Genomic DNA, 12,257 nt, shown 5'->3' with positions numbered 1-12,257 from the left:
TGAATTTATTTAAAATTATTAATACTTACAATAAACAAATTAATCTTATAAATTTAAAAGTAAATTAAAAATTACTAAAAGTATCAAAAATTATAATCTTAATATTTTTATAAAAATTTAAATTTTATTTAACTTCAACTACCTATAAATTAAATAACAATTTAATAATATAGATATTTTAAAATTAAGCTAAATTTTTTATAAATTTATTTTAATAATGAAAGGAATAATTCATGATAAAACTTGGCAAAATTATGGTAACAGGTTTAATCTCCGTATTATCTACTCAAATATTTGCAGATACTAATGACCAAAAACTTATAAATGCAGCTATTAAAAATAAGGTAACCGTGGCTCAGGCAATTAAAGCAAAAGATGAAACAGCTGTTACATTGACTGGAAAAATAACTCGCCATATTAAGAGTGATCATTATGAGTTTAAAGATTCAACCGGTACCATAAATATTGAAATTGATGATGATCTGGCGACTCCTTCTCAACTTAAACCAGGCACAAAAGTACGCATAATGGGTGAAGTAGATACCCACCGCTATAAACCTACTGATATCGACGTAGCAAAAATAGAGATACTTCGTTGATTGAACCTATTTTTTGGGAATTTCTTATTTTTCAGCAATAATTAAGCTTAATTGAGGCTTAAATCTCTAGAGGGCTGGCATTTCAATAAACTGATATATTTTGCCATGCCCATCTAGATAATTTTTAGGGTGCTAGTAGACCTTTCATATAGATAGAATGCCGTATAATGTATTTAAAATTAGGGGTATCAATATTTTCTCCTTAGAAATTTTGAGCGAACACTTCAAATTTTCCTTTTATATTTTGCCAGCCTACCTTTTAGTAAAAATTTTTAAATTTTATTAATTACTTTTAAGTAAAATTAACTATTTCACCAAATCTTAATCAGTTCTATTAGATTGATTAAGTCATATAAATTAAAAAAGCTTATTCATTAATATATCCTTTAATGATGCCCCAAATACCTCACCGTGGCTTAATTCCGGATAAATTATTAATTTGGCACTTACTCCTTGACTATGTACATAGGAAAGTAGCTCACGATTATTCACAATCATATCTTTGTTAAAATTTGGACTAACTTTTTGATTTTTTTGAGGAGTAATATCTCCTTCCATAAGTATAAGTTGTTTAGACTCAGCAAAAGGTTCTTTTGTACTCCTTAATTTTTTCATTATACGTTGATCTGCCCATGATAACGAAGGACTTGCCGCAAAGTAATGACTGAAATACTGTCCAGCTATTAAACTGTCCAATACAAATAATCCGCCGTATGAATGTCCCCAGAGTATTTTTCTTTTAGGGTCTAATTTGACCTGCTGTTCTACCCACGGTGCTATTTCTTGTATAATAATTTTTCGAAATGCCTTACTTCCACCACTCAATCGTTCAGGGTTTCGAGGGTCAGCTGCCAGCTCACCTGTTTCATCTGCAGGTGTATAGTCTAGTGAACGCGCCTTAGAATCAAAAGGCAGATTAGTCTCATAACCAATCGCAACTAAAACTGGTGCATCCTGCTCGGCCATACCTTGAAGTAGATGTTCATTCAGGCGGGACATTACGGAATTACCATCCAGCATAAAAATAGCAGTACTTCCAGTTAATAGATTCTTTTTTTGCTTAGGAATACCTAACCAAACCTTGTAAATTCGCTTTTGATCTTTAGAGATGAATTTTTTAGTTTGAAAGTTATAAACTTGTGAACCTGTATCTGCAATGTTTTTACCTAAGGGTTTAAGATCAGGTTTAGCATGAACAGTTATTGCAACCGTACTAGCCATGCCTAAAATAAGAAATATTTCTAAGATTTTTTTGCCCAAAAAAAAGATTTTAGCCATATTTGATAAAAAGCAGATTAAAAATTATTATCCACCCTACTTTAATTAATAATCATTATCAATAAAAATCGTTAAATATTTTGTGCATTAAACCTTTAAAAAATTAAACTATGAGTTTGAGAAAAGATATATTCTCTCAAAGAAGGGATGAGTTATAGAAACCGGTTTACTCCACGATATTTAAGTCCTTGTCTTGTTCGCTTAGGCAATTCTGACTCTATAGAATCAATCAATACCTCTAATAAGGAAGCGATATCCTCTTGTAAAAGCTCTAAAGGCTGAAAATTTTTTTTACCACGCTTATGAAAGAAGCGTTCTATACAAGTATTTTTTTCAACATATTTCATAGACCAACTTTTAAAATTTATCTCATCTATAATAACAGTTCTATATAACTTAATTTTATGATGTCGCTTATCATCTTGTATTTTTACAAAAAGAGCCTCTACTTGAGATTTCTCTCCTTCAAGACACTGAAAGAAAAAACCATTAGCATAATAAAGAACTCCAAAGATCTGCTGTTCCTGATTAAACAGGTTTGATTTAGTTAAAATATTACTTAAATCCTCCAAAAGATCACTATTTAAGTGTTCTACTCTTTCACTTGCATAGCAAAGTTGAATAAGCATTCTATTTCCTCTACCACAATTAGTCAGATATAAACTTGATATTAAAAAATTAATCTCCCATAACCTTCCGTAGTATTTTATTAATTTAATTAAAATATAATAAAACTATATTATGTCTTGATTTATATATTATCATACTACTTTAATATCATATTAAAAATTAAATATATAAGTTATATATTTATCAAAAATTCATTCTATTTCACTAGATTCAGAACATTAAATTTCTATATAATTTAATCTTAAGATAATAAAAATTAATCTATCGTATATAGCCCTTATCTATTATTTTCTTAAATAAAAAATAATATATTTTTAATATAAATTGCATTAATATATTACTATAGTTTTTCCATAAGGTTAAACCTAGTATATTGATTGCCAAGGCAATAAAAAATGCTCCTAACATATCCAAAGGAAAATGTACTCCAAGATATATTCTAGACCAAGCAACCAGCCAAGCTAATCCAATCAGTCCTAGACCAATAATACGTTGTTTAGAGAAAAAGTATGAAAAGGCAATTGTACTAAAAATGAGCATATGATCGCTTGGAAATGAGCCATTAGGCACATGAAAGATAATTGTTCTTCCCACTTCCATTACAAAGGGGCGCGGATGATAAAAAAGCTGAGAAATAATCTGGCTGATTGCAATGGCAATACTGGTGAAAATAAAAGCTTTAAATATTTGTTTTTTATTAGCAAAATTTCCTTTAAACCATAAAACCAGAAATATTACTAGCATAATATAGAGCAAGTCATTAGCAATAAAGATGGCCACATTAATACTCAAATCAGTTGCATTCTCAGACGCATTAATTAATTTGAATAAATTTAAGTTAAAGGTTTCCAAAGACATAAGCTGGGCATATATAAAATTATTACGGTCATGATACTGACATATTTAATAAATAAAGAAAGGAGCACTAACTAGATTTATGTATAAAAATTTAAACCTCATCAGCTTGCAAGATTTAAACTAATCTAACCAAATGTGTCTCAAAACCATACATTCTCGTGCTCTAATTTAGTTATTGTTCAATTAACTCATTATTTATTAAGATTTTTTATCATATAGGTAGGCAAAAATTAAAATGGATTTTGCAGATATCTTTATACGAGATACGTCTTGGAAATTTATTTTAGAAATCATCATTCGCTGCGTAGTGATGTATCTAATTATTATTATATTCCTGCGGTTATCAGGCAAACGTGGCATACGGCAACTCTCAATCTTTGAAGTTGCAATAATCTTGTGTTTGGGTTCGGCAGCTGGTGATCCGATGTTTATGGAGGAACTGCCGATTATACAAACGTTTACAGTAGTCGTTACTATTCTACTGCTATATCGGATTACGACTTGGAGTATGGTAAAAAATAAAAAAATAGAAGCATTGCTAGAAGGCTTACCCCTTTGTGTAGTAGAAGATGGCAAACTAGTTTTTAAGGATTTGGAAAAAGAGACTTTCTCTCATGATGAATTTTTTGCCGAAATGCGCCAGCAGAATGTAGAACATTTAGGTCAGATCAGAACTGCCCTATTAGAATCAGATGGAGCATTAAGCTTACTTTTCTTTGAGAAGAAGGATATAAAATGGGGACTTCCAATTTTTCCAAAGGCTTATCAAAAAGCTACACTTCTTAAAGAAAATACTTTTTACTCTTGCATGAAATGCGGAGAAACCAGAATGTTGACCAAGATAGATCAGAGTTGTCCACGTTGTCACCATAGTGACTGGGCGGAATCTTTAAGAACGAGTCGCACGTCAGTTTAATATTTTAAAGTAAAGTTGGTTGTATAAAAAAACCCATCAAAAGATGGGTTTTTATTATTTAAGGCAGACGAGCTATTACACTAAAGTAATGTTGCTTGCTTGAGGGCCTTTTTTACCGTCAACTACAGTAAATTGCACTTGCTGGCCTTCATATAAAGTTTTGAAACCCTGGTTAGTGATTTCGCTATAGTGAGCAAATACATCTGGACCTGATTCTTGTTGAATAAAGCCAAAACCTTTAGTCTCGTTGAACCACTTCACTGTACCTTTTACGACATTAGACATAATATAATCCTGAATTTTTAAATAAATAGAGTCTTTAACTCTTAGGATAACTTGAAAATAATATATGAGACTAAAATCTGATAAAGACGAAGGATTTAATAAAAAACTGCGAGCTGAGAGATTATTGAAACAAAACTATATTTCTAGTTATGCGGCAATTATACAGGTTTCCTTTAGATTAGCAACCCATATTTTAAAAATAAAAAAACCCAATCATAGAAGACTGGGCTATAAACCTTAAATTTTTATTGGTAGCGGGAGCTGGATTTGAACCAACGACCTTCGGGTTATGAGCCCGACGAGCTACCAGACTGCTCCATCCCGCATCAATGAGTTAGCTTTATACGCCTTAAATTGGTATAGGTCAATTTATATTTTAATTATTATAAAATATCGTAGGTTTATTTGACTTTTATACTTTTTTCCACACCTTGTCTTCTTGACTCGCTGCAAGTGTAAAAGTAAAGCCATCGTCTGTACTGACTAGATAAATATCAGAAGTACGATAGACTACTTTCAGGACAGTGCCCAGCTCTAACAGTATAGGCTCGCACCCTTCCTTTTCAAGTTTTAAAGAATCCACAAGCTGAACTAATCCACTTTCCATTTTATCATCTCTTTTCAATGAAAAATCACTTAATAAGTGTATCTATAGACACCATTTTAAGCGAATTAATTTTAAATTTCTCTGTTTGACTTCATTTTTCAGTTTGGTTCTAAATAAGGATAAGGGTTAATTGCTCCCTGCCCATTTATATAAATTCCATAATGTAAATGTGGCGGTGTTCCGCGCGCATTCCCTGTATTTCCCACATAGCCAATCACTTCACCTGCTTCGATCCAATCCCCCGCAGTGATATTTTCAGCATAATTCTCTAAATGGGCATAATAATGATGAGTTAAATCAGGACCAGTTACCCAGACTACCTGTCCACCAAGATTGTTAGTACCCACCTGCCTAACTATACCTTCAGTTGTACTAAGCACAGGTGTCCCCCGTTTAGCGAATATATCGATTCCTTCATGTTTTCTACCTTCACTTCGAGCAGCTCCCCAAGTATCTTGCAGTTGTTTCCTTGTTACCCCTTCTACAGGCACAGGAAGTTGGCCAGATAACTTTTTGTTCATGAGCTGACTATAAAGAAAAGGATAACGAAAACCAGCGGACTCTCCAGAGGCAGGTGGCTGGCATCCGGAAATCAGCCCTAAACTAGCGATTAATATAAGTATACTTAAACAGGGTATATATTTTCTCATATATCTACAAAAAGTTAGTTTGTACAAGCTTTTTTTGGATGAAAATCAATATGATTCAAGATATATTTCCTTATTTTTTTATCTGTATTTAAGAGTTCTATTAAAGCTTTTTTAAACTCAATAGGCGCCTGCTCAGTGTCAAGATCAGGAATAATCGCTTGCTGTCCTCCTACGCCATCAAAACAAAAAATATTAAGCTTAGAGAGTATTCTATGATCATATTCCAAGTCTGCTTCAAAAGTGTAAATAATCTTTAGCTTGAAGCCTGTTTTTTCAAAATGACAATAACATTCTCTTACTCCATGAGGTACCAGACTCATATCAATAATGGCTTTATCACCGATATGAATACCTAAATAGATATTTTCATATTTAAAAAATTTATTGGTTTTTTTTACGCCTATCCATCCAGTACGTTCCGGATCGATCAGCAGATCAAGTATTTCTTTAAATTTCATGATATTCCCTATAAGCAGAGAAGGGATATATATTTTTGATGTTTTTATATCAACTAAGTACTCTTGTTTGGTCTACTAATCTTTAATATGAGTATAATTTGTTCTTTTCATGTTTCAGTTACTACAAATTTAAAGATTGCAGCGATGAAAATTTATATTTACCTTCTTAAAACTATTAATAATTTTTTCAGTAATAGAAGTTAAAAGGCAACATTACTGTTGCCTTATACAATTTCAATTTAATGCAATTACTTTAACAATAATAACTTGTGATTCTTCAAAATCATCAAAAATTTGTTTACGGCTGAGCTCTTTAGACTTTACACAAAAGTCATGATTCTGATAGTTAATAATTTTTGGAATCTGGTCAAAATACTGGCTCCCCACATCTAGTTCTTCTTCAAATAACGGCGTGCCTAATTGATACTCCTTACTTTTTAACACAATGTACTTTACTATTGTTTTCATAAAAGGCCTGTCTTCTTTACACACTTTATTTTTAGTTTTAACAGGTTTTCTTCCTTTAAGAAATGCATCTTTAGTAGTTAGTGCCTGTTAAAGCAACAACTAAGCTATAAAACCCAACAGAATCCTTTAAAGGTCATTAAAAAGACTTTATGATTCAAGTTCTACGACCTAAATTACTCAATTAAAGCCAGTTTCCTTTAATGTGGAATCAGGTGGTTTTTCAGATATAGTAATTAAGAATAAATAAGAACTAGAGCTATAAGCATGGTCATAATTCAAAAATGTTGCGCATTACTTGAAACACAGGCATTAAAAATCGCATTTATTGAAAGTGCCAGCTCTGGCTATCTGGCCAGTCAGTTTTCTATTTTTAAAAATAGCGGCGCAGATATCCTGTTAGGAGGATTAGTCAGTTATGACCCAAGTATCAAGATTGAAGTTTTAAAAGTTGATTCTATGCTTATTGAACAATACACAGCTGAATCGGCAGAAGTTACAGCTGCCATGGCAATCCAAGGTCATAAATTATTTAAAGGCGCCAATATAATTATTGCTTGTACAGGACTTCTAAAACCAGGCGGTAGTGCTTCATCTGAAAAACCGGTGGGTACATTTTTTATTGCAATTTCTGATCACAATCATCTTTATGAGTTTAAATACTTTCTGGAAGGTACGCCAACAGCAAAATTGAACCAACTTACCCAGCTGGTTGCTCAAGAGATCATACAAATCATTCAACGATAAAAAAGCCCCGTAATTGGGGCTCTTTATTTAAAGTTTATGGGGCAATTGGTTTAAAGGGAGGGATCACATCTGCATTTTGTGCACGATGTCTGAGATAGTGATCCATTAGCACAATAGCTAGCATTGCTTCTGCAATTGGTGTTGCACGTACGCCCACACATGGGTCATGGCGACCCTTGGTCAGCACATCGGTATCTTCACGGTTCAGATTGATCGTTTTACCTGGCGTCGTAATACTGGCGGTAGGTTTTAGTGCGATTGCTACCCGGATATGCTGGCCGCTAGAAATCCCGCCTAAAATTCCGCCTGCATGGTTTGCCAGAAATCCTTCTGTAGTCAGTTCATCACGAGTCTCGTGCCCAAACTGTCCAGCTACGGCAAAACCATCACCAATTTCAACACCTTTTACAGCATTAATACTCATCATGGCATGGGCAATATCTGCATCTAAACGGTCAAATACTGGTTCCCCCCAGCCTACCGGAACGTTCTCAGCAATAATTTCCAATTTCGCCCCACAACTGGTTCCCTGTTCACGTAAAGAGGTTACCAGCGCCTCGAAACGTGGAACTGCTTCTATGTCACCACAAAAAAACGGATTATTAGCAACTTCATTCCAGTCCAGTTTTTCAGCTTTTTCATGCCCAATCTGGGTTACATGGCCACGGATCACAATACCAAATTTTTCTGCCAAGTATTTTTTGGCAATTGCACCGGCAGCCACACGCATTGCTGTTTCGCGTGCGCTAGAACGCCCACCGCCCCGATAATCTCGAAAACCATACTTATGAGTATAAGTATAATCGGCATGACCAGGACGAAAAGTTTGAGCAATGTTGCCATAGTCTTTAGACTTCTGGTCAGTGTTACGGATCAGCAAACCAATCGATGTACCTGTTGTTTTACCCTCAAAGACGCCCGAAACAATTTCAACCTGATCAGGCTCTTTACGTTGGGTGGCAAACTTTGAAGTTCCTGGCTTACGGCGGTCGAGATCTTTTTGCAAATCTGCTTCACATAGCTCAATACCTGGAGGCACACCATCTATAATTGCCATGAGGCCAACTCCATGGGACTCACCACAGGTGGTTACACGAAAGAGTTGCCCAATACTATTACCCGCCATGCTTCATATTCCTTATACTTCAACAGATTCTTGAAACAGTTGCTGATAGCGACGGCACTGCTCGGCAGTCAGTGCAAAAATACCTGAGCCGCCTTTTTTAAACTCGAGCCAGTGGAAATCTACCGTATTAAAATTCTGCTTCATTGCCCATTCTGAGTTCCCCACTTCAATCACAATCAGACCATCTTCAGTCAGATAATCTGCAGCCTGAGACAGCATCTTACGGACCAGGTCCAAGCCGTCCTGACCGGCAGCCAAGGCAAGCTCAGGTTCATGCAGAAACTCTTCAGGCAGGTCAGCCATGTCCTCAGCATCAACATATGGCGGATTAGAAACAATCAGGTCATATTGATTTTCTGCTGGAATTTTTGAGAAAAGATCCGATTCCATCAAGGCAACCTGATATTGCATATTATGGTGCTCAGTGTTAATGGCAGCCACTTCAAGTGCTTCTTTGGAAATATCGGTTGCATCAACCTCTGCTTCAGAGAACGCATAAGCCAGTGCGATGGCAATGCAACCAGAACCTGTGCACATATCTAAAATACGCCGCGGCGTTTGCGGATCTGAATTTACTGGAAGATTATTATGAGCTTCCCGTAACTGGCCGTGTTCATCAAGACAATATGGAGCAAAGCGGTTCTCAATCAATTCTGCAATCGGTGAACGTGGAATTAAGACCCGTTCATCAACATAAAAAGGTTTATTAAAAAAATAAGCCAGATTTAACAAGTATGAAGTAGGAATACGCTCATTAACACGACGCGCCAGCAGATTTAAAAACTCTTCTTTTTCACTTGGTAAAAGTTTTGCATCCAGGATTTCAGGATTGGCTGCCCATTCTAGAGAGAGCGTTTGTAATACCAATGCTGAACTTTCTGCAAAATAATCTTCAGTCCCCTGTCCCAGATGTGCATCATATTGACGCAGGGCAGAGACACCAAAACGAATGAAATCACGAATTGTTGTTAAATTTTCGGCAGCTTCCTGTAAATGTTCAGGGCTAATGGTCGATCGCTCCACTCAGGGCTCTCCAAGTTCAACTTTTCAAAAATGGCCTTATGATACCGTTTTTTGCAGGCTTTTATAATGCTTGTCTCAGTAAAAGCGGTATTTTTGGGAGGCTATTTTTATCTGTTATAGAAGTATAGCTTAAGGAATATATCTGGTCCCATAGTAGTTAGCCTGCTCAATCACCTGCGCCAATATACAACGTGATTGTTGTAGACGACCAAACTGATTATCCATAGCTGTATAACATTGGCTTTGAACACGGCGCTCCCAAAGCTCATATTGCTGGATCACATTTGCCTGGTGCTGACCACTTACCTTGTAATAGTCACGATAACTTTTCTTTAATCGTTTTTTATGTTGCTTTAACTCCTGATCGACGCACTTCTGCAATACTTCAGTTTGTCCATACGCATGGTTTATACAGCGCGTATAAGTTTCAGAGTAACCTTGCTGAGCAATGGCAGCTGCCTGAGCTGAAATCAAGATAAGTCCTGACCCTAATATTAATCGCATCTTTGTTCCCCAAACTAAATACCAGTTGCAACGCTTAGTTTTGATTTTTCATAAAATTCTTTAAGTTCGATATAAAAATTTAAAAATATATCGGGAAATTCTGCTTTTGCAATTTATCACTCTCCATATTGAATCTTAAAGAACTGTCCTCATATTTTATTATACGTTCTTCTGTTATATTTCTACCATGAGTTACAAGCATAATAATTTACTGGCTATGCGTCAGTCCTACTGGAATGACGAGCAGTCGGTCAAAGTCCAACATGAAAAACTGTTCTTTCAGCAAGTTTTGGCTGAATATCATGTATTTACAGAGCCCAATTTAGAAGATGCACGTTATTTTTTCTTTACTTTACCCAGTATAATCATTGTAAAAGGTTATGCTTTAGGGTTTATGCATGAGAGTGTAAAAGCTTTGATCATACAGCATTTGATACGTAATAAAACTTTACTGAACCAGCGCCATCCCCTAAAAGTTCAATATCGATAATTGCTCTACTTTTGAAATAGAGTGCCAGATTTACTTTTTCATTGAATATCATTATATAAGTATATGCTTAGGCTATTTAGTGACTTAAGTATGTTTTGTTCCGCTATTAGCATTTTTTAACTCTCCGTTCCTTAAGTCCAACTGTTTTAATACGCGGATAACGGTTAATATTGGTTAAAATTGCTCATCAGGCCGACTCCTAAAGGATTTTACTTTCATGACACATCAAAACGATAAGCTTAAGAATTTAAAAACTTCCTCTATGGACCGACGCTTATCGATTGCGAAAGCCTCATTACTTGCTGGTACCCGCTGGGCAACAGCTAATGCCGGCTCCTTCTTTGCCAGTGATGAAGAAAAAGAAAAGAAACGTAAAAAAGCCATGACAGATCAGGCGAACTATCTGGTTTCTGAAATTGGCAAGCTAAAGGGATCAATTGTTAAAATTGGCCAAATGATGGCACTTTATGGTGAACACTTTTTGCCTGAAGAGATTACACAGGCTTTAAATACCTTAAATAACCAGACTGTTGCTTTAGCTTGGCCTGCTATTAAAGCCCATCTTCAAGACCAATTAGGCTCTAAATTGGATCAGCTTACGATTGACCATGAGCCTATAGGTACAGCCTCATTAGCTCAGGTGCATCGGGCAATAAGAAAATCTGATGGTCAAGAGCTGGTATTAAAAATTCAGTATCCCGGAGTGGCTGACGCGATTGACTCGGATATGAGCCTTTTTAAAAACATGCTTAAACTGACCCGGATGGTACCGCAAACCCGTGAATTTGATCAGTGGTTTGATGAAGTCCGGGACATGATGCATCGCGAAGTAAATTACAGTATAGAAGCGGCTACCACTCAGCGCTTTGCTGAGCGGCTTAAAGATGATCCACGTTATATTGTTCCTCAAATTGTAGATGAGTTTTGTGCTCCCCAAGTCCTTTGCATGACATTTGAACGTGGTGTACCCATTAACAGCCCAGTTATGCTGTCATTACCCCAAGAGCGTCGTAACAGACTGGGTGAAGCTTCGCTAGAAATTGCAGTACGTGAAATTTTTGAATGGGGCGAGATGCAGACTGATCCAAATTTTGGAAACTATCTGGTCCGTCTCGGCAATGGCGCAGATATTGCAGACAAGATTATTTTACTCGATTTTGGGGCAATTCGGCAGTTTGATGAGCACCTGCTAAGTGTAGCGCGCAATCTGATCCAGGCAGGTTATAACCATGACTCGACAGCTATGGTAGAGGCGATGACAGGTTATGAGTTTTTTGACTCTATTCCACAAAGTATCAAACCTGATATGGCAAAAGTTTTTCTGCTGGCTACAGAAGCCTTCAGCAGTACAGAAAATAATCCTGACTTACCACCAGATGTTATGGATGAGCAGGAACGTTATGACTGGAAGAAAAGCCAGCTTCATGCACGCGTAATGCAACAGGCATCAAGATCAATGGCATCACGCTATTTTAGCGTACCGCCAAAAGAGTTTATGTTTATCAGCCGTAAATTTATCGGGGCCTATACCTTTATGACTGTGATTAATGCTAAAACCAATGTGCGCAAAATGATTCGTGACCACCTTTAAATACAGCCGGCCGGATGACTTCATGTCAAT

Annotated in this window: 16 protein-coding genes and 1 tRNA gene; 5 read left to right on the top strand and 12 right to left on the bottom strand. The window is 35.9% G+C overall.

The window, feature by feature from the left end; translation table 11 throughout:
* The first annotated feature begins 233 nt into the window (after positions 1-233).
* Positions 234-599 carry a NirD/YgiW/YdeI family stress tolerance protein gene (locus tag ABZP31_RS06140; RefSeq protein WP_017401141.1) on the top strand — a complete coding sequence of 122 codons (366 nt, stop codon included), beginning with the start codon at positions 234-236 and terminating at the stop codon, positions 597-599.
* 357 nt (positions 600-956) lie between these two features.
* Here the strand turns inward: ABZP31_RS06140 and ABZP31_RS06135 are convergent, their stop codons facing one another.
* The 3 genes from ABZP31_RS06135 to ABZP31_RS06125 all read right to left on the bottom strand — a co-directional run bounded on the left by ABZP31_RS06135 (position 957) and on the right by ABZP31_RS06125 (position 3,365).
* Complete coding sequence (locus ABZP31_RS06135; protein WP_034670005.1) at positions 957-1,877, bottom strand: alpha/beta hydrolase-fold protein; 921 nt, start codon at positions 1,875-1,877, stop codon at positions 957-959.
* 152 nt (positions 1,878-2,029) lie between these two features.
* Complete coding sequence (locus tag ABZP31_RS06130) at positions 2,030-2,506, bottom strand: BLUF domain-containing protein (RefSeq protein ID WP_026056658.1); 477 nt, start codon at positions 2,504-2,506, stop codon at positions 2,030-2,032.
* A gap of 262 nt (positions 2,507-2,768) precedes the next feature.
* A complete protein-coding gene (locus ABZP31_RS06125) occupies positions 2,769-3,365 on the bottom strand; it encodes a phosphatase PAP2 family protein (protein WP_005025717.1) in 597 nt (198 codons plus the stop codon).
* Between the two features lie 235 nt (positions 3,366-3,600).
* On the opposite strand from ABZP31_RS06125, the gene ABZP31_RS06120 reads away from it, so the two are divergent.
* Complete coding sequence (locus tag ABZP31_RS06120) at positions 3,601-4,281, top strand: DUF421 domain-containing protein (protein ID WP_005025716.1); 681 nt, start codon at positions 3,601-3,603, stop codon at positions 4,279-4,281.
* Between the two features lie 75 nt (positions 4,282-4,356).
* Here ABZP31_RS06120 and ABZP31_RS06115 read toward each other — a convergent pair whose 3' ends face one another.
* From ABZP31_RS06115 to ABZP31_RS06090, 6 genes are all read right to left on the bottom strand, one after another.
* Positions 4,357-4,566, bottom strand: a complete 210-nt coding sequence (locus tag ABZP31_RS06115; protein WP_005014527.1) for a cold-shock protein — start codon at positions 4,564-4,566, stop codon at positions 4,357-4,359.
* A 249-nt stretch (positions 4,567-4,815) separates the two neighbouring features.
* Positions 4,816-4,892: transfer RNA gene (locus ABZP31_RS06110), tRNA-Met, on the bottom strand.
* 86 nt (positions 4,893-4,978) lie between these two features.
* Positions 4,979-5,173 (bottom strand): hypothetical protein, encoded by a 195-nt coding sequence (locus ABZP31_RS06105; protein WP_005014529.1) that lies wholly within the window; start codon positions 5,171-5,173, stop codon positions 4,979-4,981.
* 98 nt (positions 5,174-5,271) lie between these two features.
* A complete protein-coding gene (locus tag ABZP31_RS06100; RefSeq protein ID WP_005014531.1) occupies positions 5,272-5,823 on the bottom strand; it encodes a M23 family metallopeptidase in 552 nt (183 codons plus the stop codon).
* A 14-nt stretch (positions 5,824-5,837) separates the two neighbouring features.
* On the bottom strand, positions 5,838-6,281 hold the full coding sequence (locus ABZP31_RS06095) for a hypothetical protein (protein ID WP_005025711.1): 444 nt from the start codon (positions 6,279-6,281) through the stop codon (positions 5,838-5,840).
* A gap of 234 nt (positions 6,282-6,515) precedes the next feature.
* Complete coding sequence (locus tag ABZP31_RS06090; RefSeq protein WP_005014533.1) at positions 6,516-6,749, bottom strand: hypothetical protein; 234 nt, start codon at positions 6,747-6,749, stop codon at positions 6,516-6,518.
* Between the two features lie 264 nt (positions 6,750-7,013).
* Here ABZP31_RS06090 and ABZP31_RS06085 point away from each other — a divergent pair, with 264 nt between their 5' ends.
* Positions 7,014-7,493 (top strand): CinA family protein, encoded by a 480-nt coding sequence (locus ABZP31_RS06085; RefSeq protein ID WP_005025709.1) that lies wholly within the window; start codon positions 7,014-7,016, stop codon positions 7,491-7,493.
* A gap of 34 nt (positions 7,494-7,527) precedes the next feature.
* On the opposite strand, the gene aroC is transcribed toward ABZP31_RS06085, so the two are convergent.
* From aroC to ABZP31_RS06070, 3 genes are all read right to left on the bottom strand, one after another.
* Positions 7,528-8,619 carry a chorismate synthase gene (gene aroC, locus ABZP31_RS06080; protein ID WP_005025706.1) on the bottom strand — a complete coding sequence of 364 codons (1,092 nt, stop codon included), beginning with the start codon at positions 8,617-8,619 and terminating at the stop codon, positions 7,528-7,530.
* Between the two features lie 12 nt (positions 8,620-8,631).
* Positions 8,632-9,642: a 50S ribosomal protein L3 N(5)-glutamine methyltransferase gene (gene prmB / locus ABZP31_RS06075; RefSeq protein ID WP_017401065.1), complete on the bottom strand. Its 1,011-nt coding sequence runs from the start codon at positions 9,640-9,642 to the stop codon at positions 8,632-8,634.
* Between the two features lie 129 nt (positions 9,643-9,771).
* Positions 9,772-10,146, bottom strand: a complete 375-nt coding sequence (locus tag ABZP31_RS06070) for a hypothetical protein (RefSeq protein WP_016801264.1) — start codon at positions 10,144-10,146, stop codon at positions 9,772-9,774.
* Between the two features lie 187 nt (positions 10,147-10,333).
* On the opposite strand from ABZP31_RS06070, the gene ABZP31_RS06065 reads away from it, so the two are divergent.
* Together ABZP31_RS06065 and ABZP31_RS06060 are read left to right on the top strand one after the other, a co-directional pair.
* Complete coding sequence (locus ABZP31_RS06065) at positions 10,334-10,636, top strand: hypothetical protein (protein ID WP_005025703.1); 303 nt, start codon at positions 10,334-10,336, stop codon at positions 10,634-10,636.
* A 217-nt stretch (positions 10,637-10,853) separates the two neighbouring features.
* Positions 10,854-12,227 (top strand): AarF/ABC1/UbiB kinase family protein, encoded by a 1,374-nt coding sequence (locus ABZP31_RS06060; protein ID WP_005025702.1) that lies wholly within the window; start codon positions 10,854-10,856, stop codon positions 12,225-12,227.
* Positions 12,228-12,257: the final 30 nt, after the last annotated feature.

The organism is Acinetobacter sp. FL (assembly GCF_040744925.1).
Classification (GTDB): domain Bacteria; phylum Pseudomonadota; class Gammaproteobacteria; order Pseudomonadales; family Moraxellaceae; genus Acinetobacter; species Acinetobacter radioresistens.
The sequence above is the reverse complement of the archived record's forward strand: the minus strand, read 5'-3'. Positions and strand labels throughout refer to the sequence as shown.